This is a genomic window from Aminobacter sp. J41, assembly GCF_000526635.1.
GTDB lineage: Bacteria > Pseudomonadota > Alphaproteobacteria > Rhizobiales > Rhizobiaceae > Aerobium.
This window is the reverse complement of record NZ_JAGL01000012.1, coordinates 1-25,039: the sequence shown is the minus strand read 5'-3', so window position 1 is coordinate 25,039 and position 25,039 is coordinate 1. Positions and strand designations below refer to the sequence as shown.

Annotated in this window: 28 protein-coding genes; 10 read left to right on the top strand and 18 right to left on the bottom strand. The window is 64.0% G+C overall.

Annotated features, from left to right (window positions below):
- Positions 1-97: 97 nt before the first annotated feature.
- Both L630_RS0110280 and L630_RS0110275 read left to right on the top strand, forming a co-directional pair.
- Entirely contained in the window at positions 98-1,252 is a 1,155-nt protein-coding gene (locus tag L630_RS0110280; RefSeq protein ID WP_024848170.1) for a PA0069 family radical SAM protein, read from the top strand.
- Between the two features lie 138 nt (positions 1,253-1,390).
- Positions 1,391-2,068 carry a ribonuclease HII gene (locus L630_RS0110275; protein ID WP_024848169.1) on the top strand — a complete coding sequence of 226 codons (678 nt, stop codon included), beginning with the start codon at positions 1,391-1,393 and terminating at the stop codon, positions 2,066-2,068.
- A gap of 333 nt (positions 2,069-2,401) precedes the next feature.
- Here the strand turns inward: L630_RS0110275 and L630_RS0110270 are convergent, their stop codons facing one another.
- From L630_RS0110270 to L630_RS0110220, 11 genes are all read right to left on the bottom strand, one after another.
- Positions 2,402-2,881 carry a F0F1 ATP synthase subunit B gene (locus tag L630_RS0110270; protein WP_024848168.1) on the bottom strand — a complete coding sequence of 160 codons (480 nt, stop codon included), beginning with the start codon at positions 2,879-2,881 and terminating at the stop codon, positions 2,402-2,404.
- 4 nt (positions 2,882-2,885) lie between these two features.
- On the bottom strand, positions 2,886-3,461 hold the full coding sequence (locus L630_RS0110265) for a F0F1 ATP synthase subunit B (protein WP_024848167.1): 576 nt from the start codon (positions 3,459-3,461) through the stop codon (positions 2,886-2,888).
- Positions 3,462-3,526: 65 nt separating this feature from the next.
- Positions 3,527-3,754 carry a F0F1 ATP synthase subunit C gene (locus tag L630_RS0110260; protein WP_024848166.1) on the bottom strand — a complete coding sequence of 76 codons (228 nt, stop codon included), beginning with the start codon at positions 3,752-3,754 and terminating at the stop codon, positions 3,527-3,529.
- 65 nt (positions 3,755-3,819) lie between these two features.
- A complete protein-coding gene (locus L630_RS0110255; protein WP_024848165.1) occupies positions 3,820-4,569 on the bottom strand; it encodes a F0F1 ATP synthase subunit A in 750 nt (249 codons plus the stop codon).
- 36 nt (positions 4,570-4,605) lie between these two features.
- A complete protein-coding gene (locus tag L630_RS0110250) occupies positions 4,606-5,007 on the bottom strand; it encodes an AtpZ/AtpI family protein (RefSeq protein ID WP_024848164.1) in 402 nt (133 codons plus the stop codon).
- 204 nt (positions 5,008-5,211) lie between these two features.
- Positions 5,212-6,390 (bottom strand): cell wall hydrolase, encoded by a 1,179-nt coding sequence (locus L630_RS0110245; RefSeq protein ID WP_024848163.1) that lies wholly within the window; start codon positions 6,388-6,390, stop codon positions 5,212-5,214.
- A gap of 190 nt (positions 6,391-6,580) precedes the next feature.
- Positions 6,581-8,017, bottom strand: a complete 1,437-nt coding sequence (gene der, locus L630_RS0110240; protein WP_024848162.1) for a ribosome biogenesis GTPase Der — start codon at positions 8,015-8,017, stop codon at positions 6,581-6,583.
- A 20-nt stretch (positions 8,018-8,037) separates the two neighbouring features.
- Positions 8,038-8,703, bottom strand: a complete 666-nt coding sequence (locus L630_RS0110235; RefSeq protein ID WP_024848161.1) for a tetratricopeptide repeat protein — start codon at positions 8,701-8,703, stop codon at positions 8,038-8,040.
- Between the two features lie 115 nt (positions 8,704-8,818).
- Positions 8,819-9,967 carry a YbfB/YjiJ family MFS transporter gene (locus L630_RS0110230; protein ID WP_024848160.1) on the bottom strand — a complete coding sequence of 383 codons (1,149 nt, stop codon included), beginning with the start codon at positions 9,965-9,967 and terminating at the stop codon, positions 8,819-8,821.
- Between the two features lie 16 nt (positions 9,968-9,983).
- The gene (locus tag L630_RS0110225) at positions 9,984-10,340 is read right to left on the bottom strand and encodes an ArsC family reductase (RefSeq protein WP_024848159.1); all 357 of its coding nucleotides are present in this window, start codon (positions 10,338-10,340) and stop codon (positions 9,984-9,986) included.
- A gap of 88 nt (positions 10,341-10,428) precedes the next feature.
- Complete coding sequence (locus L630_RS0110220; RefSeq protein WP_034329948.1) at positions 10,429-11,469, bottom strand: Gfo/Idh/MocA family oxidoreductase; 1,041 nt, start codon at positions 11,467-11,469, stop codon at positions 10,429-10,431.
- A 342-nt stretch (positions 11,470-11,811) separates the two neighbouring features.
- Between L630_RS0110220 and L630_RS0110215 the strand changes: the two genes are divergently transcribed.
- The 8 genes from L630_RS0110215 to L630_RS0110180 all read left to right on the top strand — a co-directional run bounded on the left by L630_RS0110215 (position 11,812) and on the right by L630_RS0110180 (position 19,035).
- The gene (locus L630_RS0110215) at positions 11,812-12,789 is read left to right on the top strand and encodes a TRAP transporter substrate-binding protein (protein WP_024848157.1); all 978 of its coding nucleotides are present in this window, start codon (positions 11,812-11,814) and stop codon (positions 12,787-12,789) included.
- A 66-nt stretch (positions 12,790-12,855) separates the two neighbouring features.
- Positions 12,856-13,470 (top strand): TRAP transporter small permease, encoded by a 615-nt coding sequence (locus L630_RS0110210; protein WP_024848156.1) that lies wholly within the window; start codon positions 12,856-12,858, stop codon positions 13,468-13,470.
- 3 nt (positions 13,471-13,473) lie between these two features.
- Entirely contained in the window at positions 13,474-14,754 is a 1,281-nt protein-coding gene (locus tag L630_RS0110205) for a TRAP transporter large permease (RefSeq protein ID WP_024848155.1), read from the top strand.
- A 10-nt stretch (positions 14,755-14,764) separates the two neighbouring features.
- The gene (locus L630_RS0110200; RefSeq protein WP_034329921.1) at positions 14,765-15,547 is read left to right on the top strand and encodes a FadR/GntR family transcriptional regulator; all 783 of its coding nucleotides are present in this window, start codon (positions 14,765-14,767) and stop codon (positions 15,545-15,547) included.
- A 20-nt stretch (positions 15,548-15,567) separates the two neighbouring features.
- The gene (kduI, locus tag L630_RS0110195; protein WP_024848153.1) at positions 15,568-16,401 is read left to right on the top strand and encodes a 5-dehydro-4-deoxy-D-glucuronate isomerase; all 834 of its coding nucleotides are present in this window, start codon (positions 15,568-15,570) and stop codon (positions 16,399-16,401) included.
- Entirely contained in the window at positions 16,398-17,159 is a 762-nt protein-coding gene (gene kduD / locus L630_RS0110190) for a 2-dehydro-3-deoxy-D-gluconate 5-dehydrogenase KduD (protein WP_024848152.1), read from the top strand. Before kduI ends, kduD begins: the two co-directional genes overlap by 4 nt.
- Before the next feature lie 2 nt (positions 17,160-17,161).
- Entirely contained in the window at positions 17,162-17,509 is a 348-nt protein-coding gene (locus L630_RS0110185) for a cupin domain-containing protein (RefSeq protein ID WP_024848151.1), read from the top strand.
- Positions 17,510-17,523: 14 nt separating this feature from the next.
- Positions 17,524-19,035: an altronate dehydratase family protein gene (locus L630_RS0110180; protein WP_024848150.1), complete on the top strand. Its 1,512-nt coding sequence runs from the start codon at positions 17,524-17,526 to the stop codon at positions 19,033-19,035.
- A 75-nt stretch (positions 19,036-19,110) separates the two neighbouring features.
- On the opposite strand, the gene guaA is transcribed toward L630_RS0110180, so the two are convergent.
- The 7 genes from guaA to L630_RS21295 form a co-directional block, all read right to left on the bottom strand.
- Entirely contained in the window at positions 19,111-20,685 is a 1,575-nt protein-coding gene (gene guaA, locus L630_RS0110175) for a glutamine-hydrolyzing GMP synthase (protein WP_024848149.1), read from the bottom strand.
- A gap of 39 nt (positions 20,686-20,724) precedes the next feature.
- Positions 20,725-21,372, bottom strand: a complete 648-nt coding sequence (locus L630_RS0110170) for a 5'-methylthioadenosine/S-adenosylhomocysteine nucleosidase (protein ID WP_024848148.1) — start codon at positions 21,370-21,372, stop codon at positions 20,725-20,727.
- Positions 21,356-21,814 carry a PaaI family thioesterase gene (locus L630_RS0110165; protein WP_024848147.1) on the bottom strand — a complete coding sequence of 153 codons (459 nt, stop codon included), beginning with the start codon at positions 21,812-21,814 and terminating at the stop codon, positions 21,356-21,358. The genes L630_RS0110170 and L630_RS0110165 overlap by 17 nt, the downstream gene beginning before the upstream one ends.
- A 66-nt stretch (positions 21,815-21,880) precedes the next feature.
- Positions 21,881-22,333, bottom strand: coding sequence for a TspO/MBR family protein (locus L630_RS0110160; RefSeq protein ID WP_024848146.1), 453 nt, complete (start codon positions 22,331-22,333; stop codon positions 21,881-21,883).
- Positions 22,334-22,389: 56 nt separating this feature from the next.
- Complete coding sequence (locus tag L630_RS0110155; RefSeq protein ID WP_024848145.1) at positions 22,390-23,676, bottom strand: RsmB/NOP family class I SAM-dependent RNA methyltransferase; 1,287 nt, start codon at positions 23,674-23,676, stop codon at positions 22,390-22,392.
- A gap of 78 nt (positions 23,677-23,754) precedes the next feature.
- Complete coding sequence (locus L630_RS0110150) at positions 23,755-24,372, bottom strand: L,D-transpeptidase (RefSeq protein ID WP_024848144.1); 618 nt, start codon at positions 24,370-24,372, stop codon at positions 23,755-23,757.
- A 250-nt stretch (positions 24,373-24,622) separates the two neighbouring features.
- Positions 24,623-25,039, bottom strand: a 417-nt coding sequence (locus L630_RS21295) for a transposase (RefSeq protein WP_024849578.1), incomplete at its 5' end; no start/stop codon positions are given.

Here is a 25,039-nt window from a genome sequence, read left to right as displayed (position 1 = left end):
ACAAAGTTCTTGATTTGTTCTCCTCCGGAACATACGTTCGAACCATAGGAATGAATTCAGCGACGACGAGTCGTTTGCACGACACCGGGAGCGACGCATGGAACCGATCCGTCAGGCAGATGCAGCAGCCTTCGCACAGGGCGGCGCCGCGGCAGCCAACGCCGTGATTGACGAAAGCGGCCTGCGCATCGGCTTCGACCGCAGGCGCGGCCGCGCCGCCGGCGTCAATCCGACCGGCCGCTACGAGGCGCTGACCCGCCACGTCTTCGACGACGGCTGGAACACGCTCGAAGAGCTGCCGCCGTTCAAGACGACGGTGCAGGTGGAGCGTCCGCGCACCATCATCACCCGCAACGACTCGCCGGACATCTCCTTCGACCGCTCGATCAACCCCTATCGTGGCTGCGAGCATGGCTGCGTCTACTGCTTCGCGCGGCCGACCCATGCCTATATGGGCCTGTCGGCGGGTCTCGATTTCGAATCCAAGCTGTTCGCCAAGCCGGACGCGGCACGGCTGCTGGAGCGCGAGTTGTCGAAGCCGGGCTATGAGCCGAAGACCATCGCCATCGGCACCAACACTGACCCCTACCAGCCGATCGAGCGGCAGTGGCGCATCATGCGCGAGGTGCTGGAGGTGCTCGAGGCGCACAACCACCCGGTCGGCATCGTCACCAAGTCGGCGCTGGTCACGCGCGACATCGACATCCTCTCGCGCATGGCCGAGAAGGGTCTCGCCAAGGTCGCGCTGTCCATCACCTCGCTCGACCGCAAGCTCGCCCGGGTGATGGAGCCGCGCGCCTCGACGCCTCCGAAACGGCTGGAAGCGGTTCGCGCCCTGCGCGAGGCAGGCATCCCTACCTCGGTGATGATCGGCCCCGTGATCCCGGCCCTCAACGACCAGGAGATCGAGCGCATTCTCGAATCCGCGCATCAGGCTGGCGCGCGCGAGGCGGGCTACATCATCCTGCGCCTGCCGCTGGAGGTCGCGCCGGTCTTCAAGGACTGGCTGCTGCGCAACTATCCGGACCGCTACCGGCACGTGATGTCGCTGGTGCGCTCCATGCGCGACGGCAAGGATTACGACGCTGAGTGGGGCAAGCGCATGAAAGGCTCCGGCCCCTATGCGTGGCAGATCGGCCGCCGCTTCGAGATCGCCGCCAAGCGCCTCGGGCTCAACGCGGAGCGCCTAAGGCTTCGCACTGACCTCTTCAAGGCTCCGGGCGGCCCCGGCGAGCAGCTGACGCTGTTCTGATCCGCGGCCAGCCGCCTTTTCCAGTTCCGCTGGGGACCGCCGCACTGTCCTCGCACCAGCGGAAATCCTTCCGACCCTGCCCCTGGGCCACGGAAGGGCTTGCGGAGAATCGGAGCGGATGCCAGACATTCCCGCACAATGTCTCGTCTCGCTTCCGATTCTCCGACACTTTTCGACCTGCCCGTCAGGCCGGATTTTTCGTTGGAGATTTCTGCCCTCCGCGAAGGTTTTTGGCCGGTCGCCGGCACGGATGAAGCCGGACGCGGGCCGCTTGCCGGCCCGGTCGTCGCCGCGGCGGTCATTCTCGACCCCGACAACATCCCCGACGGTCTCGACGATTCGAAGCGTATGGATTCGGCCGAACGTGAAGCGGTCTTCGCCGAAATTCTGGCGCGCGCCGTGTCGGTCTCCTTCACGTCGATCTGCGCCCATTCGATCGACTGCGGCGACATCCGCAAGGCGAGCCTTGAGGCGATGCGCCGCTCGGTGGCAACGCTCTGCACGCAGCCGAAGATGGTTCTCGCCGACGGCCGCGACGTGCCGCCCGGCCTACCCTGCATGGGCCGCGCGGTCGTAAAGGGCGACCAGCGCTCGCAGTCGATTGCAGCCGCTTCGATTGTCGCCAAAGTCATGCGCGACCGCATCATGTGTCGCGTCGGCCAGCACGACCCGCGCTACGGCTTCGAGATCCACATGGGCTATGCGACCGCCCGCCACCGTACGGCGATCACCACCGCCGGACCGCTGCCGCGCTTGCACCGCCTTTCCTTTGCGCCATTCCGGCTGCAGCAGGAACTCGAGCTCACCGGCAGCTGACGCCGCGCTTTTTTCGCCTGTTCAATCGAGGATTTTCCTGGGGGCTTTCGCGTGCCCGGCGTTGCGTGCCTGAATTTACGGCGCAGCTTCGTCCCCGTTGCCTCCCCCTAATCAGCTCCAACCGCACAAAAGAAAAAGGCCGCCCGAAGGCGGCCTCCAGACTGCTGACAAAGTTCCGCGAGCCTTCAAATCAGGCTTGTTGATTCCGATCCGTTCTCACTTTGAATCTGAGACGTTCCGTGAATCTCGGGCTCCGGAAAGGTGCGTCGAGGGTTTGTCAACAAACTGAAGGCCGCCCGAAGGCGGCCTCGTTCATGTTCGGTTTGAAACCCGTCAGTTCAGCCGTGCCTTGACGTCTGCCAGGGCAGCCTGGAAGAGCGCAGCGTCCGTCTTGGTGTCGACGGATTCAGCGAGAAGCTTACCAGCCGCAGCAACCGCAATCTCAACTGCGCTGGTGCGAACTTCGGCAACCGCGTCGCGCTCGGCCTGAGCGATCTTCTGCTCGGCAAGTGCGGTACGGCGCGTGACGTACTCCTCGGTGCGGGCCTTGGCCTCGGCGACGAGGGTCTCGGCCTCATGCTTCGCAGCAGCGACAATGTCGGCCGCTTCCTGCTCGGCTTCCTTGCGCTTCTGCTGGTATTCGGCCAGCAGCTTCTTGGCTTCCTCGCGGAGCTTGCGCGCCTCCTCCAGCTCGTTGCGGATGCGATCCGCACGGGCGTCGAGGGACTTGGTGATCATGGCCGGCAGGCCAGCGAAGATCACCAGTGCGAGGAACAGGACGAGACCTACTGTTGCCCAGAATGTAGCGTCCATGATCCTAGCTCCTTACAGCCTTGACCGCGGCGGCGACGGCGGACTTGTCCGCAGCCGAGCCAACGAGCTGCTGCACGATGGCGGAAGCCGCATCCTCGGCAATCTGGCCGACGTCGCGCATGGCCTCGTCCTTGATCAGGGCGATGCGGGCCTCTGCGCCGGCGAGCTTGGACTCAAGCTCGGCCTCGACCTTCTTGCGCTCTGCCTCGGCGTCGGCCTTGGCAGCGTCGCGTGCCTGCTGGCCGATGGCGTTTGCCTTGGCCTTGGCATCGGCAAGTTCCTGCTCGTAGGCAGCAACCGCGGCGTCCGCTTCGGCCTTCATGCGCGCAGCTTCTTCAAGATCCTGCGCGATCTGGCCATTACGGGTTTCGATGATCCCGCCGATGCGCGGAACCAGCACCTTCTTCAGGAAGAGGTAGAACAGACCAAACGTGATCGCCAGCCACACGATCTGTGAGGCGAAGTATGTGGAATCGAACGGAGGAAACACACCGGTTCCCTCGTGCGTCTCGACCTCCAGCTCGGTCTGCAGCTGGTGATCGCTAGTCGATTCCTGCGCGAATGCAGGCGCCACAAACATGGGCTTCCCCTGTCAGAATTAAGTCGGCCGCGCGATGACGCAGCCGACCGTTTCAGCTTCTTGTCTTAGACGGCGAAGAGCAGGAGCAGAGCGATCAGCAGCGAGAAGATGCCGAGAGCTTCCGTCACCGCGAAGCCGAAGATCAGGCGGCCGAACTGGCCGTCAGCAGCTGCCGGGTTGCGCAGGGCGCCCGAGAGGTAGTTGCCGAAGATGTTGCCGAGGCCGAGAGCCGTGCCAGCCATGCCAAAGCAAGCCAGACCTGCGCCGATGTAACGTGCTGCTTCCGCTTCCATGTCAAACTCCTGTTGATTTCCAGATTGCGGTTTTCTGCGGGCGGCGGCGCCGCCGGTGAAAGGTATTAGTGGTTCGGGTGAACCGCGTCGTTCAGGTACATGCAGGTCAGAATTGCGAACACATATGCCTGAATGAACGAGATGAGGAACTCCAGGCCCGTCAGCGCGACCGTCATCAGAAGCGGAAGCACGGCGGTAGCAATACCCAGAGGACCAAGAGCGGCCAGCGACACGATGAAGCCCGCGAAGACCTTCAGCGTGATGTGACCGGCGAGCATGCTGGCGAACAGACGAACCGAGAGGCTGACCGGACGCGAGAAGAACGAGATGACTTCGATCGCCACAACCAGCGGCACAAGCAAACCGGGAACGCCGCTCGGCACGAAGAGGCCGAGGAACTTGAGGCCGTGCTTGTAGAAGCCATAGAGAATGACGGTACCGATCACGACAACCGCGAGCGAGAAGGTCACGATGATCTGGCTGGTGACGGTGAAGAAGTACGGGAACATGCCCAGCATGTTCGCGAACAGCACGAACATGAACAGCGAGAACACCAGCGGGAAGAACTTCATTCCGTGGGTGCCCGCCGAGTCGCGCAGCATATTGGCGACGAACTCGTAGGAGAGCTCCGCCATCGACTGGCCGCGGCTCGGAACCATGCTGCGAGCGCCGGTCGTGAAGTAGAGGAACGCGCTGGCGGCCGCGACGGTCGCGACCATGAACAGCGACGAATTGGTGAAGGAGAGATCGATCCCGCCGACCTCAATCGGAATCAATTTCGAGATATGAAACTGGTGGATCGGATCGTTGGCCAATGTCGAGCCCCTCGATTACGTCACGCGCCAACGGCGCTATTCATTTTCCTTGCGGCCTATCACACCCGGCTTCGGCTCGGCAATCTTGCCAGCCGCCCGCAGCACGTTCAGCACACCTGCACAGAAACCGAGAAGCAGGAAGATGATCAGCCCCCAGGGCGACGTGCCCGCGAGCCGATCGATCAGCCAACCCATCCCGGCTCCGACCGCCACCCCCGCGATAAACTCGCTGGACAGCTTCATCGCCTGGCCGAAGCCCGCCATGTCGCGGGACCCTGCCGATGGTTTCACCTTCGCATCGTCTGCCGCGCGGCGTGCCGCTATAGCAGCTTCCAGATCACGACCACGACGCTCAAGTTCTTCGTCGCGAACAGCCGGTTTTCCCGCTCCGCCAGGCTGGGCTTTGCCCTCGTCTTCTGGCCTGTCGAAACCGGCCATTACAACCTCCTGCCCGGACAGAACGTCTACCGTCTCTCCGCTTTTAAAGTCGCGCGCAACATAGTTAGGGCCCTCCCCCCAGTCAAGCCGGTGGATTCGCCATGCACGCCTGATATTCACCCAATAAAATCAGGAAATTAGGTATGTGCGACAATGCGCCTTGGCTGGCGCGGGGGCGGAATCAGAAGAATCCGCCCTCAATCGTCAGCTCCAGCCGCCCCCATAGGTGCGGTAGAAGATGTGGAGGCCGATCTTCTTCACCTTCTCCATCGTGCGCGCCCAGCCCGGCTTCACATACGTCGCGTGGTAGTGCGTGGCCGAGCCAACTTCAGGCAGGAAGACCTTGCCGGCGGTAACGGCCATGCCGACTTCCTGCGCCATCTTGTAATGACGGCGGTCGGTAATCTTCAGCTTGCGGCCCTCGCAGGCGAAGGAGAACTGGCAGCGGTTGCGCCAGTCCTTGTTCTGATAGACGACGCCGCAGATCGTGTTCGGGTAGGCCGGATTGCGGACGCGGTTGAGAATCACCTGCGCCACGGCGGCCTGGCCCTTCACGTCTTCGCCGCGCGATTCGAAGTAGATTCCTTCGGCGAGGCACTTCTGCTCCTTCTCGGAGAAGACCTCCGGCGGCAGCGGATTCTTCATCCACTCGTGGTCGCCCTCCCCTACCGGCGGAATATACCGCCCGGCATAGGGGTCCTGTTCTTCCTTCAGGATGCTCGCGAAGGGCGAGGCCTTGGCATAGTCCGGCTTCGGCGGCGCATAGGCGGTGGCCAGAATATCCGGCTTGTCGTTGTTGACGAGGTTGGCAAGGAACGCCGGAACGCCAGGATCGACCTTTTCGTCCTCGCGGACATGGAAGGCGCTGGCGATCTGGACTTCCTTGCCCGCGATCTCGGGTACAACGAAGGTCATCTTGATCTCCGGCTCCTGAGTTGGCGTCAGGAGCAGGCTGGTGCGTTCGAAGATCGACCCGGCGTTGAAGAATTTTGGTGGCGCGACCGGCGCGACATGAACGACACGCGAGCGCTTTTCCTCACGGTTGATCCGGTCCTCGTCGGGCGTGTCGGCAACTTCCGTCTTGCCGCGAAAGGCGACCTTGCCGACGCCGGGGGCATTGAGGCCGGCGCCTGAGATCGAGCCGGTAGCGGTATCGTCGGTGAAGCGCATCTCGGCCGCATGGACCGATCCGGCTGCGGCCGCTTCGACATAGCCGTTCCACCGGGCACCCGACGTTTCGAGGCCGGCGATGTAGCTCGCCATGTCCTGATAGGAAAGATGGGTCGGCGACGCGATCCAGATGCCGAGGCCGACCAACAGGGGGGCAGCAAGGGAACGCGATCCGGCGCGGGGTCGCCCGCGCTTAGCCTCATAACGCAACACCGGTACTCTCCACTCACGCGACTGAGTGGAAAATTTGCGGCATTAACCTTGATGGTTGGTTAATTCAGCCGGACACGGGCGATCACATCGGCCATTACACAGCGTCATCTTGCAGTCGCCGAAGTGCCGTAACGAAAACGGGGACGCCTGAGCGACCCCGTCTTCTTCAAAAGCTTGCAGTAATGAACCGCTATCGCTTCTTCGCCTTACTGGCGAATGGATTGTCCGGCGCGCGCAGAACCATGCGGATCGGCACACCCGGCATGTCGAACGTGTCGCGCAGCCCGTTCGTCAGGTAGCGGATGTAGGACTGCGGCATCGCGTCCGGCCGCGAGCACGACAGGACGAAGCCCGGCGGGCGCGTCTTCACCTGGGTGATATACTTCACCTTGAGGCGGCGGCCAGCGACCGCCGGAGGCGGATGATGCGCCAGCACGCCTTCGAGCCAGCGGTTGAGCTTGCCGGTGGAGACGCGGCGGTTCCAGACGCGGTGCGTCTTCTCGATCGCCTCCATCAGCTTGTCGAGGCCCTTGCCAGTCTCGGCAGAAACAGTCACGGCCTGAATGCCGCGCACCTGCGGCAAGAGCCGCTCGGTCTTCTCGCGCAGCTCGGCCAGCAGCTCCTGGCGATTCTCGATCAGGTCCCACTTGTTGAAGGCGATGACCGGCGCCCTGCCCTCGCGGATGATGAGGTCGGCGATCTGCAGGTCCTGTTTCTCGAACGGGATCGTCGCGTCGAGGACGATGACGACCACCTCGGCGAAGCGAATCGCGCGCAGACCATCCGCGACAGACAGCTTTTCCAGCTTTTCCTGCACGCGCGACTTGCGGCGCATGCCGGCGGTGTCGAACAGCTTGATCCGGCGGCCGCGCCAGTCCCAGTCGACCGAAATCGAGTCACGCGTGATGCCGGCCTCGGGGCCGGTCAGCAGGCGCTCCTCGCCGAGGAAGGCGTTGATGAGCGTCGACTTGCCGGCGTTCGGGCGGCCAACCATCGCAATGCGCAACGGCTTGGTCGCGTCATATTCGGGAACCGACTCGTCATCCGGATCGGCAATGTCTTCGCCGACCAGCGGTTCGCCGGCAGCCCTTGCGACTTCCTCGTCTTCTTCCTCATCGGCAAACACGCGCTCGGCACCCAGCGCGTCGACGATTGCCTCGCGCAGGTCCGGCATGCCTTCGCCGTGTTCGGCCGAAATCGGGATCGGCTCGCCAAGGCCAAGCTCCCAAGCCTCCAGCATGCCGCCCTGGGCACTGCGCGCCTCGGCCTTGTTGGCTACGAGCACGATCGGCTTGGATGTTCGACGGGCGATGTCGGCAAAGGTGCGGTCGTCGGGGACGATGCCGCTGCGCGCGTCGACGACGAAGAGGATCAGGTCCGCCTCGTCCATCGCCAGCTCAGTCTGCGCACGCATGCGGCCGGCAAGCGAAGCCGCATCCGCGTCCTCGAATCCGGCGGTGTCGATGACGTCGAAGTTGAGATCATACAGCTTGGCCGGATGGACGCGGCGGTCGCGCGTGACACCCGGGGTGTCGTCGACAAGCGCGAGCTTGCGGCCGACCAGCCGGTTGAACAAGGTGGACTTGCCGACGTTAGGCCGGCCAATGATCGCTACGGTGAAGCTCATTCGAGGCCCCTCCGGGGCGGTCAGGATGCAGATCCCGAACCGCGGATCAGCTCGGACATCATTTCTGCGCGACGGCGAAGGTTCATCGGCGTCGCTTCATCTTCGGTAATCTGGTCGAACAGGGTCGCCGCATCCGCAGCGCGGCCCTCTTTCCATGCAGACAGCGCCAGCGCTTCGCGTGCCGAATGGCGCAGAGCGTTGGTGTCGGCCGTGAGCGGCTCGACGCGCTGGGCAACCTCGGCATAGGTGCCGTGGTCGACGAGGACGAATGCCGCTCGCAGGCGCGCCATGTCACGGATCGACGTCGGAACCGACGTATCGGCTGCAACCGCATCGAAGCCGGCAACGGCGCCCTTGAAGTCGCCGGACTGGGAAAGCAGCGTTGCCGTGCGCAGGCGGGCCAGCACCGGGTAGGCGCCATAGCCCTCGGCCTCGAGCTTCTCGAGCGAAGCCTTGGCCTCGTCGGTCTTGCCCTCGCGGGCCTGCGCCAGCGCCTGCAGGTAGATGTCGCCCGAGGCATTCGCCTTGTTGGTCGTCCAGTGATCCCATGCCACGAAGGCTGCAGTGCCAACAACGATCGCGATCGCCCCGCCGATAATGTACGAGCCAAAGCGATCCCACAGAGCCTTCGCCTGGTCCTGGCGAAGCTCGCTGTCTACTTCACGAAAGAAACTGTCGTCGGACATTGTTCACCGGCGGCGTTGGAGATGCTCGTGTCGGGAATGACGATCCCGACAGCTTTGGCATGCGTTTTAGCTGAAAATTGGTCGCATGGAAGGCCTGATCGGAAAAAGGCGGCAGTCAGCCGCGCCTTCCCACGACCAAAGCGGCTGCAACAAGGGTCGCGGCGGCAATCAGCGACGCGAATGTAAACGTTCCCGTCCGGTCGGTGATGAATCCCGCGACGACCGGTCCGATGATCTGGCCGAGGCCGAAGGCAGCGGTCATCAGCGCGACCGCCCGGCGGGGTGCGGCGACGGCAATCTCACGCGCCACCTGCAAACCAAGCGCGGTGATCGCCACGAAGGTACTGCCAAGCAGAACGCCGCCGATCAACGGGCCTGCATGCCCGCCGATAGCGACGCTCGCAATGACACCCAGCGCCTCGACGAGACAGGCAAGCGAATATGCGGCGACGCGACCAGTCCGTTTGGCGATCAGGTTCCACACCAGAACCGAGGGGATGATCGCCAGCCCGGTGGCACACCACACCAGAGCCTCGAACAGCGAGCCCATCTGGCCCTGGCGGACGATGGCAACGAGGAAGGTTGCGGTGACGATGTAGCCGAAGCCGAACAGGCCGTAGCCGACGATGATGCGTACCATCGCGGGCGTGCGAGGCAATGGTGGCTCTGCCTGCACACGGGTTGCCGAAGCGGGTTCGCGATCGATCAGAAGCGCGACGGCAACGAAGCCCACCGCGGCGAGGATAGCAGCCCAGATCCAGCTCGCCTGCCACCCCGCCTGAGCAACGCCGAGTGCCGCGATCATCAGCGAGGAGGTGGCGATGCCAACGCCGACGCCGCTGAAATGGACAGCCTGGAGATCGGGGCGGCCGGCCTTTGCCAAACGCCCGAAGACGATCGTCGACAGGAAAACAAATGCGAACGCGCTCGCAAGCCCCGCCAGGAAGCGGATGACGAGGAAGGCGGGAACGTTGCTCGTATATGCCATCGCGCCGGTGAGTATCGCGGTCGCCAGCAGGCTGAGCAGCGCCACGGGATATTCGCGCCCCTGTCCCCAATTGCCGGCCGCGAGAAACGCGCCGAGCAGATAGCCCGCATAATTAGAAGACGCGATCCATCCCGCGGCGGATGCCGAAAGCCCCAGCTCGTCCATCATGCCTGGCAGGATCGGAGTGTATACGAAGCGGCCGATGCCCATGGCCACGGCCATGGTCACCATTCCGCCAAGGGCATAGATCAATGGGCTGCGGCCTGCCTTCGCCATGATGCGGCAGCCGGACTCAGGCTGCCGTTCCGAACAGCGCCGCGTACTGCTCCGGCTTGAAGCCTATCTTGATCGCGCCGTCCTTTTCGAGAACCGGGCGCTTGATCATCGACGGCTGCGCCAGCATCAGCTCGATGGCCTTCGCCTCGTCGAGATGCGCCTTCTTCTCGTCCGGCAGCTTCTTGAAGGTCGTGCCGGCCTTGTTCAGCACCTTCTCCCAGCCGGCGGCGGCGCACCACCGCTCAAGCTGCTCGCGCGCAACGCCCTTCGACTTGTAGTCGTGGAAGGCGTAGTCGACGCCATTGTTCTGCAGCCAGGTGAAGGCCTTCTTCATCGTGTCGCAGTTCTTGATGCCGTAGATCGTGACGCTCATAGCCGCTGGTCCAGATTGTGATGTTTCCTGATAGCGGCTGCCCGGCAGGATTGCACCGGGCTAGGTCGCATTTCCCAGCGGAATTCCGTTAGGCCACCTTCTTCGGCACACAGGGCACGAACTGCCCTTCGCGGGCCGAGCGCAACACGGCATCGATCAGCAGATGCGCCTTAAGCGCCTCGACGCCCGACACCTTCGGCGGGCGGCCGGTATCAAGTGCATCGAGGAAGTCCGTGTGCACCGAGCGGTGGTTGTGGTGTGAGAAAGCCATCGGGTCCGCGCCGGTCCCGCCGTCACCTGCCTCGTCGGCAAGCTCGATGGTTCGACCGTCCATCAGGAACACCTGACCGCAATCACCCTCCAGCCGCGCGGTGCCGGTCGTGCCGATGATTTCGATGACATCGGGAAAGCCGGGGAAAGCAGCCGTGGTCGCGCTCAGCGTGCCGATAGCACCGTTCGGATAGCGCAGCATAGCGTGGACAAGGTCTTCCGTCTCCATCCGGTGAACCCCGCTGGTGACCGCCAGGCCCGCCACCTGGTCGGGCAGCCCGGCGAGCGCGATCATCTGGTCGATGGTGTGAATCGCCTGGGTGAGCAGCACTCCGCCACCGTCGCGGGCAAGCGTGCCACGTCCCGGCTCGTCATAGTAGGTCTGCGGGCGCCAGTTGCTCAGCTTCGCCGAGACGGAGGAAATCTCGCCGAGCTCGCCCCGGTCGAGCATCGCCTTCAGCTCGGTGATGCACTTACGGAACCGCCGCTGCAGCACGACGCCGAGGCGAATGCCCGCCTGCTCCGCGATGCCCACCAGCTGGCGCGAGCGCTCGAGCGACACCTCCAGCGGCTTTTCGAGCAGGACGTGCTTGTCCGCATTCACCGCGCGCTGGACGAGTTCGAGATGCGTGTTGGGAGGGGTCAGCAGCACGAGATAGTCGACCGACGGATCGTCGAACAGTCCGTCGGCTCTGTCCACGACCGGCAGGCCGAAGCGCTGGCCAAACGCCGCCCGGCGCTCGACGCTCGGACTGTAGACGCCGGCAACCTCAACGCGATCCTTAAGGTCAGCAAGGCTCAGCGCATGCGGCGCTGCCGCCATTCCCAGACCGATCACACCCACTCGCTTCACTGCAATTCCCCTCGTCTTCCGGAACACCTGCGCTTCGCCGCGAACAGAACTCCCCGCGCGGCGCAAGATCTTCAAGTACAGGGTTTAAGACTAATTCATCATACAACTATGTGAAACATGTATGTTGACATGTTTTTTGTGGAGTCATACCAATTTCCCTGCAGAAGGAGGAACTGCCCGAGCCGAGCTCGTCTCAAGAATATCCATGACGGAAATGGCACAGGAACCAGCGGCTGCGAGCCCTGACCTGTGAGCGACTTTCGTCACCCCAACGAGATCTTCGCCGGGCATTGCTGCGGAAATCTGAGCAAGCACCGAGCCGATGGCTCAACCACTGGGAGGATACCAATGTTGCATGTGAGCAAACTGCTGGCAGGAGTGGCGATCGCCTCACTCATCTCGCTCGGCACGGCTGCCGCGCAGACCGTGCTGAAGTCCTCGGACACCCATCCGGACGGCTACCCGACCGTTGAAGGCGTGAAGTATTTCGGCCAGCTGGTGAAGGAGCGCACCGACGGCCGCTATGAGGTCGAGGTCTACCATTCGGCGCAGCTCGGCGAGGAAAAGGACACGATCGAGCAGGTCCGCTCCGGCGTGATCGAGCTGAACCGCGTGTCGATGGCCCCGTTCAACGGCACAGTGAAGGAATCGATCGTCCCGGCGCTGCCGTACATCTTCCGCAGCGAAGAGCACATGCACAAGGTCATGGACGGCCCGATCGGCGACCAGATCAAGGCCGCGTTCGAGCCGGCCGGCCTCGTCGTGCTCGCCTTCTACGACGCGGGTTCGCGCTCGTTCTACAACTCCAAGCGGCCGATCAAGACGGTCGAGGACATGAAGGGCCTCAAGTTCCGCGTCATCCAGTCGGACATCTTCGTCGACATGACCGCCGCGCTCGGCGCAAACGCGACGCCGATGCCTTATGGCGAGGTCTACTCGTCGATCGAGACCGGCGTCATCGACGGCGCGGAAAACAACTTCCCAAGCTACGACACCGCGAAGCACTTCGAGGTCGCGAAATACTACTCGCTCGACGAGCACACGATCCTTCCGGAAGTGTTCGTGATGAACAAGGACGCCTGGGACAAGCTCACGCCTGAGGATCAGGAGATCTTCAAGCAGGCCGCCAAGGAGAGCGTCGCCAAGCAGCGCGAGCTGTGGTCGGCCAAGAGCGCGGAGTCGCGCGCGATCGTGGAAAAGGCGGGCGTGGAGATCAACGAGGTCGACAAGCAAGGCTTCATCGACGCGATGAAGCCGGTCTACGACAAGCACATCACCGACGAGGTCCTGAAGAAGCTCGTCGCCGACGTGCAGGCCGTTCAGTAGCAGCCGCGTCTCGCCGGCTGCGCACCGAGCGCGCCGGCGAGACCCCACCATCCGTGTGGAGATCCGATGCGCATTGAACAGAATACGGCCGCACCGCTGCTGACGAAGGTAAACACGCTGGCGCTCTACCTCGCCGGCTTCGGCCTCGTCGTAATGACCGGCATGGTCGCCTGGCAGGTGTTTTGCCGCTACGTCCTCAACGACTCTCCAAGCTGGACCGAGCCCGGCGCGGTGATGCTGATGAGCTGGTTCATCTTCCTCGGCGCCGCGGTCGGCGTCCGGGAGAACAACCATCTCGGCTTCGACGTCCTGCTCTACATGCTGCCGCCGTCCGCCAAGAAATGGCTGCGGATGATCTCGGACCTCGTGATCTTCGCCTTCGGCATCGGCATGGTCTGGTACGGCATCGGCCTCGTGCGGCTCACAGCAAACACCACCATGCCCGCGCTCGGCATCTCGGGCGGCTGGGACTACGCTCCGCTCGTTGTCGGCGGCGTCCTTGTCATCCTGTTTGCGCTGGAGCGCATCGTCCTTCGCGTGCGCGGCCGGCCAGTCGATGAGGTGCTGGACGACATCGCCCCCTCCGAAGTCGCGGTAGAACTCGAAAACATCGATGACGTGCGCGGCGACGCAGCCGGCCTGGCGCCTGACGGCGGCCTGGCAACGGCAAGGAGGGACTGATCCATGGAACTCTGGATCCTCTTCGGCACCTTCGTCCTGCTGATGCTCGTGGGCACCCCCATCGCGTTCTGCCTCGGCGTCGCGAGCTTTGCCACGGTCGCCTATATCGGCCTCAACCCGGTCGTGGTCTTCCAGCGCATGAATTCCGGCATGAGCGTCTTTTCGATGCTCGCCATCCCTTTCTTCATCTATTCCGGTGACCTGATGGTGCGCGGCGGCATAGCCGGACGCATCGTTGCCTTCGCGGCGGCACTCGTCGGCCACCTGCGCGGCGGCCTCGGCCAGGTCAACATCGTCACCTCGACGCTGTTCGGAGGCATTTCAGGTTCGGCGGTGGCGGAGGCAGCGGCCGTCGGCGGCCTGATGATCCCGCAGATGAAGGCGCGCGGCTATGGTGCCGACTATGCGGTGAACGTTACCTCCATGGCGGCGCTTATCGCACTGCTGCTGCCGCCGTCGCACAACATGATCATCTACTCGATCTCGGCGGGCGGAAAGATTTCGATTGCAGACCTCTTCACCGCCGGCATCATTCCCGGCCTGATGTTTGCTGCGGCGCTGATGCTGACGGCCTATTTCGTCGCCCGCAAGCGCGGCTATCCGACGGAGAAATTCCCCGGCTTCACCATTGCGGTGCAGTTGCTTGCCGTCGCGCTGCCCGGCCTGCTGCTCATCGCCATCATATTCGGCGGCGTGCGCTCCGGCATCTTCACCGCAACGGAAAGCTCCTGCATCGCCGTCATCTACGCGCTGCTGGTCACAATTTTCGTCTACCGCCAGCTGTCGTGGAACGACTTCGTCCACGCCACGATGGGCGCGGTGCGCACCACGGCGATGGTGCTGCTCATCATCGGCTGCGCGGCCTCGTTCTCCTGGCTTATGGCATTCCTGCGCGTGCCGGCAACGCTGGTTGGCTGGATGCAGACGCTCTCCGACAACCCGATCATGATCCTGCTGCTCCTCAACGTGATCATGCTGATCCTCGGCACATTCATGGACATGGGGCCGACCATCATCATCACCACGCCGATCTTCCTGCCGATTGCCACCGCCTACGGCATCGACCCGGTCCACTTCGGTGTCATCATGATCCTTAACTACGGCATCGGGCTCAACACCCCGCCTGTCGGAGGCGTGCAGTTCGTTGCCTGCGCGGTCGGCAAGATATCCGTCTGGGAAGCGATGCGGTCCATCTGGCCCTTCTACAGCGCCGGAATCGCGGTACTCCTGCTTGTGACCTATATCCCCGCGCTGTCGCTCTGGCTGCCGGGCGTGTTCAAGTAAGGAAAGCATGATGGCCGAGGATGTCCGCGAACTGACGGGAAGACGCAAACCGAAGCTTTCGGAGAACGTTGCCCAGACACTGCGCGAGCAGATCCTCGGCGGCGACTTTCGCGTCGGCGACAAGCTGCCGTCAGAGACCCGCATGACGCAGCTCTTCGGTGTCAGCCGCACCGTCATCCGCGAGGCGGTGGCGGCACTTGCGGCGGACGGGCTGGTCGAGCCACGGCACGGCTCGGGCGTCTTCGTGCGCGATCACCCGACCCGCAAGCTCGAAGCGATGGCGGCCGATGCCGGCTACAAGATCAGCCAGGCGATAAATGTGCTCGAAGTGCGCATGGGCATCGAGATCGAGAGCGCGGGGCTCGCCGCCCAGCGGCGCAACCCCTCGCAGGAGGCACGCATCCAGGAAGCCTTCTTCGAGTTCGAGCGCCTCCTGCAGGCCGGCCAGCCGACCGGCAAGGCGGACTTTGCCTTCCACCGCGAGATCGCTGCGGCCACCAACAACCCGTTCTATGTCGAGATCCTCGACGCGCTCGGCGACCGCACCATTCCGTGCGACCGCAACTCGCCCTGGTATTCAGTTGAGGTGCTTTCCTACGAGTACCTGACCGGATTGCAGATGGAGCACCTTCGCATCCTGCAGGCCATCTCAGCCGGTGATTCCGAAGCGGCGCGGGCGGCGATGCGCGCGCATCTCCTGGCCGCACGCGACCGCTACCGGGCCCGCCTCAGCGGCCAGCAGGAAAATTACGCCCCGGCTCCCCCACCCGCTGCCCGCATCCGCAGCTTCTGAGTGACAATCGAAAGAGAGACATGCCGACAGAATTCAGCTCCAGATTCGCCATCGATCCGGTCGCGGCTGCCGCAATGGGCACGGAAGACCTGCGCCGTAATTTCCACATCGGCAACCTGTTCGTGCAGGACACGGTCAAGCTCGTCTACACCCACTATGACCGCATGATCGTCGGCGGGGCGATGCCGGGCAGCACTCCTCTGCCCCTCGAAACGATCAAGCCTTGCGGCACCGCGAGCTTCCTCGAGCGGCGCGAGATGGTCGCGGTCAACATCGGCGGCAGCGGCACGGTGACGGCGAGAGGCGAATCACACCAGCTCGGTGCGCGGGACATGATCTATGTCGGGCGCGGGCAGGAGGTGACCTTCGCGTCGGACGATCCGGCAAGGCCGGCAAAATTCTACCTGCTGTCGGCGCCGGCGCATCATTCTTATCCCACGCGCCGCATCACCATAGACAGCGCGAAGCGCCTTGACCTCGGCTCGCAGGAAACCTCCAACGAGCGCTCAATCTTCCAGTTCACGACCACGATCGAAACCTGTCAGCTGGTCGTCGGCATGACGCAACTTGCGAAGGGCTCGGTCTGGAACACGATGCCCGCGCACGTCCACGACCGGCGCATGGAGGCGTACCTCTACTTCGACCTCGACGAGGCGGCGCGCGTGTTCCACTTCATGGGCGAGCCCACCGAGACGCGCCACATCATCATGGCTAACGAGGAGGCCGTGCTGTCGCCGGCATGGTCGATACATTCCGGCTGCGGCACGTCCAACTACGCCTTCATCTGGGCGATGGCGGGCGACAATGTCGACTACACTGACGTAGACCCGGTGGCGCTGGGGGACATGCGATGACCGACCTTTCCGCCTTCAGCCTGGAGGGCAAGCGCATTGCTGTGACCGGCGCCAACACCGGCATCGGTCAGGGAATCGCCGTCGCGATCGCCCGCGCCGGTGGCTCAGTCGTCGGAATTGGCCGCTCGTCGATGGACGAGACGCAGCGGCTGGTCGAGGCGCAGGGCGTTGCCTTCGAGGCCGAGAAGGTCGACATCAGCGACACGAAGGCAGCGGTGAAGCTGCTTCAGGTCATCATGGCGAAGGGGCCGCTCGACGGCCTCGTCAACAATGCCGGCATCATCCGCCGCGCCGACGCGATCGACTTCACCGAGGACGACTGGGACGAGGTGATGAACGTCAACCTGAAGTCGCTGTTCTTCCTGAGCCAGGCCTACGGCAAGGCCTGCATCGAGGCGGGCCGGCCGGGTCGAATCGTCAACATCGCCTCGCTCCTCTCCTTCCAGGGCGGCATTCGCGTGCCGTCCTACACGGCATCCAAGCACGGCGTGCTCGGCCTCACGCGCTTGCTCGCCAACGAATGGGCGGCGAAGGGCGTCAACGTGAACGCGATCGCGCCGGGATATATCGAGACCAACAACACCGAGGCGCTGCGCAACGACCCCGCCCGTTCGAAGGCAATCCTCGAGCGAATCCCGGCGGGCCGTTGGGGCGTGCCGGACGACATCGGCCACGCAGCCGTGTTCCTGCTGGCACCCGCATCCAACTACATGCACGGCGCGGTGATCCCGGTCGATGGCGGCTGGCTGGCGAGGTAGCGATGACGAAAAGCACCGACATCTTCGTGCGGGCCGCCGACGGCGTCTGGGAAGACACGCCGGACGGCAACCGGCGGCGGATCGTCTGCTACACGGACGAGTTGATGATGGTCGAGTTCGCCTTCGAACAAGGAGGCGTCGGCTGGATGCATTCGCACCCGCACGTGCAGTCGAGCTACGTCGTCGAAGGCACCTTCGAGGTGACGATCGACGGGCGCACCGAAACGCTCAGCGCCGGCGACAGCTACATCGTCCCATCCGGCATCGAGCACGGCGTGAAGGCGCTGACCAAGGGGCGGCTGATCGACAATTTCACGCCACACCGCGCCGACTTCCTGAAATCATCGTAACCCGGAAAGGCGCCATGCCCCGCTCGATGAAACTGCACGCCAGTGACAATGTCGCCGTTCTGATCGAGGCGTGCGCGGCCGGCGACGAGGTACAGGGCATCGCCGCCACGCAGCGCATCCCACGCGGCCACAAGATGGCGCTTGTCGCCATCCCCGAGGGCGCAGAGATCGTGAAGTACGGCCAAATCATCGGCTTTGGCTCGCAGCCGATCGCGCCGGGGGAATGGGTGCACGAGCACAATGTCGGCCTGCACGATTTTGCCCGCGACTACCAGTTCAGCCGGGGTCGCAGGCTGACCAACCGCGCGCCAACCTCGGAACTCAGGACCTTCCGCGGCTACCGCCGAGCGAACGGCAAGTGGGGCACGCGCAACTACATCGCGGTGCTCACCTCCGTGAACTGCTCGGCCACCGCCGCGCGGCACATTGCCGGCGAGGTCGAGCGCAGCGGCGTCCTCAAGGATTATCCCAATATCGACGGCGTGATCTCGCTGGTGCACGGCACCGGCTGCGCCATCGACCACCAGGGCCAGGACTACGAACTCTTGAAACGCACGCAGTGGGGCTACGCCACCAACCCCAATGTCGGCGGCGTGCTGATGGTCGGCCTCGGCTGCGAGGGGTTCCAGATCCCGCGCTGGAAGGAGGCCTACGGCATCGAGGAAAGCACCACCTTCCGCACCCTCGTCATCCAGGAGACCGGCGGCACGCGCAAGACGGTGGAAAAGGGCGTGCAGGCGATCATCGACATGCTGCCTGCCGTCAACGACGTAAAGCGCGAAGACGCACCGGCTTCCGAACTAATGCTCGCGCTCCAGTGCGGCGGCTCAGACGGATATTCGGGCATTACCGCCAATCCGGCCCTCGGCGTCGCAGTCGACCTTCTCGTCGCGCAGGGCGGCACGGCGATCCTGTCCGAGACACCGGAAATCTACGGCGCCGAACACCTTCTGACGCGGCGCGCGGAAACGACCGAAATCGGCCAAAAACTCGTGTTGCGCATCCGCTGGTGGGAAGACTACACGGCCCGCAACAACATGCGCATGGACAACAACCCCTCCCCGGGCAACAAGGCCGGCGGATTGACGACGATCCTCGAAAAGTCGCTCGGCGCGGCCGCCAAGGGCGGCTCGACCAATCTGATGGGCGTGTTCGAATACGCGGAAGCCGTCACGCAGCGCGGGCTCGTCTTCATGGACACGCCCGGCTACGACCCGGTCTCGGCGACCGGGCAGGTCGCTGGCGGCGCCAACATCCTCTGCTTCACCACCGGCCGCGGCTCGGCCTTCGGCTGCAAGCCGACGCCGTCGATCAAGCTTTCGACCAACAATTTCCTCTACGAGCAGATGCGTGACGACATCGACATCAACTGCGGCGACATCCTCGATGGCGTGAGCCACGAGGAAAAAGGCCGTCAGATTTTCGAGGAGATCATTCGCGTCGCATCGGGTGCAAGGACCCGGTCGGAAGAGCTGGGCTACGGCGACAGCGAGTTCGTGCCCTGGCAGGTCGGCGCGACGATGTGAGCAGCGCCGGGCCGGCAGCCGCATCTGTCCGAAGCGGCTGCCAGAATTCCGTTCAGAGAATCCCGATGACCGGGATTACTCCCACTCGATGGTCCCGGGCGGCTTCGACGTGACGTCGTAGACGACACGGTTGATGCCGCGCACCTCGTTGATGATGCGGGTCGCGGCGCGGCCGAGGAATTCCATGTCGAAGTGGTAGAAGTCGGCGGTCATGCCGTCGACCGAGGTCACCGCGCGCAGGGCGCAGACGAACTCGTAGGTGCGGCCGTCGCCCATCACGCCTACGGTCTGGACCGGAAGCAGCACGGCGAACGCCTGCCAGATGGTGTTGTAGAGGCCAGCCTTGCGGATCTCATCGAGGTAGATCGCATCCGCCTCGCGCAGGATCTCCAGCTTCTCGCGGGTGATGACGCCCGGGCAGCGGATGGCGAGGCCCGGACCCGGGAACGGGTGGCGCTCGATGAAGTGATCCGGCAGGCCGAGTTCCTTGCCGAGCGCGCGGACCTCGTCCTTGAACAGTTCGCGCAGCGGCTCGACGAGCTTCATCTTCATGCGCTCGGGCAGGCCGCCGACATTGTGGTGCGACTTGATCGTTACCGAAGGGCCGCCGGTGAAGGAGACGCTCTCGATGACGTCCGGATAGAGCGTGCCCTGAGCCAGGAAGTCGGCCGGCTTGCCGGCATCCGCCAGCTTCCTGGCCTCTTCCTCGAACACTTCGATGAACAGGCGGCCAATCGTCTTGCGCTTGACCTCGGGGTCGGAGACACCCTCGAGCTGCGACAGGAACAGGTCCTGCGCCTGCACATGCACCAGCGGGATATTGTAGTGCTCGCGGTACATGGAGACGACCTGCTCGCCCTCGCCCTTACGCATCAGGCCGTGGTCGACGAAAATACAGGTCAGGCGATCACCGATCGCCTCGTGGATCAGGACGGCTGCAACGGAGGAGTCGACGCCGCCCGAAAGGGCGCAGATCACGCGGCCATCGCCGACCTGCTTGCGGATCGCTTCGATCGCCTGCTCGCGATAGGCAGCCATCGTCCAGTCGCCGGCAAGGCCGGCGATACGGTGGACGAAGTTCGACAGCAGCTTCGCGCCGTCCGGCGTGTGCACGACTTCCGGGTGGAACTGGACCGCGTAGAAGCGGCGCTTCTCGTCCGCGATGGCCGCGAACGGCGCGCCGGTCGAGGTGCCAATGACCTTGAAACCTTCCGGGAGCGCGGTGACGCGGTCGCCGTGGCTCATCCACACCTGGTGACGGGTGCCTTTCGCCCAGATGCCTTCAAACAGCGGGCTGTCTTCCTGGATCTCCAGGAAGGCGCGGCCGAACTCGCGGTGATGGCCGGCTTCGACCTTGCCGCCCAGCTGGGCGCACATGGTCTGCTCGCCATAGCAGATGCCAAGGACCGGAATGCCGGCCTCGAACACCACCTGCGGCGCGCGCGGGCTGCCGATGTCGATGGTCGATGCCGGGCTGCCCGACAGGATCACCGCCTTCGGCTGGATGCGATGGAACGCATCTTCGGCATTCTGGAACGGGACGATCTCGGAATAAACGCCAGCCTCGCGTACCCGGCGCGCAATGAGCTGCGTCACCTGGCTGCCGAAATCGATGATAAGGATTGTGTCGGGATGAGCGGTGGAGTTCATGGCGAGCGCATAAAGAAACTGGAGCGATTGTGCAAGCTGTCAGAATGCAAGGCTGCCCTGTTCCAGCTGAATGGCGAGCATATCCACCGCATTTGCGAGCTTTTCGTCGATGACGTGCAGATACTCGGTCCAGTCGCTGACATGGCGCAGCTCCTCCGCCCCGTCCGAGATGCCGCGCAGGCCGATCAGCGGAACGTTGAAGCGCTGGCAGGCGCGCAGCACCGCGAAGGTCTCCATATCGACCATCTCGGCGTCGATGCGGTCATATGCTGCGCCCGAAACGATGTTCGCTCCCGTCGACAGGCTCGCGGCGGGTATGCCGTCGATCCGGTGTGACAGCTCGATCGTCACCGGCAGATCGAGGAACGGCGTCTGTCCCTTCGGGAAGCCGAGGGCCGAAGCATCCATGTCGCGGTAGGAAACCGAGGCGACCTGATAGACCTCCGCCTGTTCGAGTACCCGGCTTCCGGCCGAGCCCAGCGAGACGACGAGATCGGGCACGCTGGCCTTCGCCTCGAGCCGCGTCAGCGCCGCCGAAACGACGATTGCCGACTCGACCGGGCCGACGCCGGTCATCAGCGGCTGGAAGCGGGCCTTGAGGTGCGGGCCATATTCGGGCTCGGCAGCCATGACGAACAGGACGCGCCTGCCGCCGAGGCTGGTGACGGGTTCAACCGGCAATGTCATCTCGTCCGCTCACGGCCATGATAGTCGCGGTCATGGTTGCAATCAGCTTGGCGTCGCCGTCGGCGTCATATGCATAGGCCTGGCCATCGGCGACGATGATGGTCCGGCCGGGCTTGGTCACCGAGCCGCGGAACAGGAAGCGGGTGCCGCGGCCGGGCGACAACAGGTTCACCTTGAACTCGATGGTGAGGACCGCCGCGTCTTCCGGCATCAGCGAATAGGCCGCGTAGCCGCAGGCCGAATCCAGCGCCGTCGAGATGATGCCCGCATGCAGGAAACCGTGCTGCTGGGTCAGCTCCGGACGATAGTCCATCTCGATCTCGACGGTGCCCGCCTCGACCCGCGTAAGCTCCGCGCCAATGGCACCCATGATCTTCTGGCGGGCATAGGAAGCCCGCACGCGCGATTCATAGTCGCCGAAAGGCTCAAACCTGACTGACATCCAGATCCCTGCTCCCTTCCAGAACGCCAGGGATTAGCAATCGCAGATTTGTGCAGTGCGGGAAAGTCAGTTCAGAACGACGATCGACGCATTGAGCAGCGTCGCGAAGGCGACCCACGCAAGATAGGGCGCGAATAGCCAGGCAGCGACGCGGTCTTCGTTCCACACCGTGCGCATGAACAGGATGATTGAAAGCAGCAGCGCGATGATGACGACAAGTGCCGCAACCGGCGACTGCAGCGAGAAGAACAGCGGCGACCAGAGGAAGTTAAGCGCAAGCTGCACCCACCAGATCGTCATCGCGCCATGCGTGTCGCGGCGTATCCAGGTGCGCCAGCCGGCGATGGCAATCAGGATATAGAGGATCGACCAGACCGGCCCGAACAGCCATCCCGGCGGGTTGAAGGCAGGCTTGTTCAGCGACTCGTACCATTCGCCCGGCGCGGTCTCCATGCCGATGAGCCAGCCACCGCCGACGACGAGGATGAGAAACAGAATGATCGGAAGAATGCGTTTCATGTGACCCCTTCAAATGCAAGCTCCGGTAGAACGGAGCCGGGGTCGCATGGTTCCTGTCAGGCCTTCCGTTGCAGCGCCGAGAAGAAGAAGCCGTCAGTTGCGGTGCGCGCGGGGCTGAGCGTCACGCCATGCGTGCCGAACCGGGCCCTGTCGAGGCTCGCGCCGAACGTGTCCTGCCAGAGCTTTTCCGGCGAGATGACCTCGAACTCGGGGTTGGCTTCGATGAAGCCGGCGATGCGGTGGCTGTTTTCCTGCGGGAGGAACGAGCAGGTGATGTAGACGATCCTGCCGCCGGGCTTCCGGAACCGCTTCACGTCCTCAAGGATCGCCGTCTGCTCGCCGACGCGCGTTTCGAGCTGCTTCTCGGTGAGCCGCCATTTTGCGTCAGGGCGTCGGCGCCAGGTGCCGGAGCCCGTGCAAGGCGCATCGACCAGCACGAGATCCATCTGGCCTTCTAGCGGACGCAAGCCCTCTTCGCCGGCAACCGCCTGGACATTGCGGCAGCCCGCGCGGCGCAGGCGCTCGAAGATCGGATTGAGACGCTGGCGCTCGGCATCGTGCGCGAAGATCTGGCCGGTGTTCTTCATCGCGGCCGACAGCGCGAGCGTCTTGCCACCCGCACCGGCGCAGTAGTCGAGCACCTGCATGCCCTGCGTTACGCCAGCCATGGCGGCGACCATCTGCGAGCCAACGTCCTGCACCTCGAACCAGCCTTCCTTGAATGCATCGGACGCCTGGACGTTCGGGTGTCGGCCGTCGCCGTCAATCGGCGGAATGCGAACAGCATCGGGAGGATAATCGGCAGGAGCAGCGCCGGCGTCCGCCAGCGCTTCAAGCACCTGCTCGCGCGAGGAATGCAGCGTGTTGACTCGAAGGTCGAGCGGCGGGCGGCCCGAAAGCGCCTGCAGTTCCGAAATCCACTCGTCGCCAAATGCTTCCTCAGCGAGCGGCGCGCACCAGTCCGGGCAGTCGGCCTGGACCGCCGCAGGCGCATCGGCAAGGTTGCGGGAGGCAATGGCGGAGAGCTCTGCCGCGCTCAGCGGCTCGGGCGCGAAGCGGTCGCCGTCAAGGGTCGCGTTCACCTCATCGGCGCTCATGCCCCACTGGAGCATGAGCGCGCCGATTGCGAGTGCGCGCGGCTCGTTGGAATCGAACAGCCAGGCGGCGGAGCGCTTTCTGCGCAGCGCGTCGTAGACGATGTTACCGATTACGGCGCGGTCGCCGGAGCCGGCGAAGCGGTGGGACTGGCCCCAGTCCTTTAGCGCGTCAGCTGCCGGGCGGTGGCGGCTCTCGATGTCGCCCAGAACCTCGATGGCTGCCGCAAGTCTTCCGCCCAGTCGCATGTGTCACGCCTTCACGCCGGTTGTCCCGAATAGCCCTTGCTACCGGGACCCGGCGGTGAAGACAAGCGAAGGGTCGTCTCAGGCCTGGATGACCACCACGTTCGTGCCAACAGCCACGCGCTCGTAGAGGTCGATAACGTCGTGGTTGAGCATGCGCACGCAACCGCTCGATACGGCAAGACCGATGGAATTCGGCTGGTTGGTGCCGTGGATGCGGAACATCGTGTCCCTGCCGCCGCGGTAGAGATAGAGCGCGCGGGCGCCAAGCGGATTGTTGAGGCCACCCGGCAGACCGCCGGCGTACTGGCGATTGCGCGGGTCGCGCGCGATCATATTGCCGGTCGGCGTCCAGCTCGGCCACTCGGCCTTGCGGCCGACATAGGCATTGCCACTCAGCGCGAGGCCCTCGCGGCCGACGCCAATGCCGTAACGCATCGCCTTGCCGTCGCCCAACACGTAGTAAAGGCGGCGTTCCGGGGTGTTGACGACGATGGTACCGGCCTTGTGGCTCGTCTTGTAGTCAACGACGCGGCGGCGAAGTTCAGGCTTGATCTTCTCGGGCGAAAGAGCCGCGAGCGGGAATTGCGGGTGCGGAACCGCAGCATAGTTTCGAATATCGGCACTGTACTCGGTAACCGAGCAGCCAGCCGCAAACAGCGGCAGCCCGATCAAGAAACCTCTGCGTGAAATTGCCATCCGTCCCCTCCATTCCTTTGCGGCAACTGGTAAAGACTTATGGTTAACCAAATCTTTCCAGCCGCGATAGGTTGGCGGGCCCGGATGTAGTCACATTCTCGAAAGGAAAAGGGCGCGGATTTCTCCGCGCCCTCAGACCACTGACAAACCCGCCGATTTTTTGGCGGGTTTTTCGTTTGGGCGGGATGACAGAGCGCGGGGGCGCTGCCGGTGCCTGACGAAGTGAAGATAATGAAGGGGCGAGAGGGCCTCATGCCCCCGCCAGGCGTGGCTGGCGGGTGAGCGCCAGCGCGATCTTCTTTATGTTCTGGCTGGCCGCCGCCAGCAGACATTGCCAGGTCACCTTCATCAGCCCCCGCAAGCGCGCATAACGGTGCCCGTGCAGCTGTTTGGCGTCGGCAAACGAGCGCTCCACCGTCTCCTTGCGTCGCTTGTAGATCGCCTTGCCCCACGCCGTTTTGCGGTAACTGTCCGTCCGTTCGCGGGCGTCCGCCCACACATGCAGGGTGATGGTGCGGACCGCCTTGGCGTTCGACGTGCAGGAGGCCAGCAGCGGACAGGTCCTGCACTGTGCCGGGTCGGACCGGTAGTGCCGGTAGCCGTTGCGGCCGGTGGTGGCATAGCCGAGTAGTTGACCTTCAGGGCAGCGATAGCCGTCGGCTTCCTT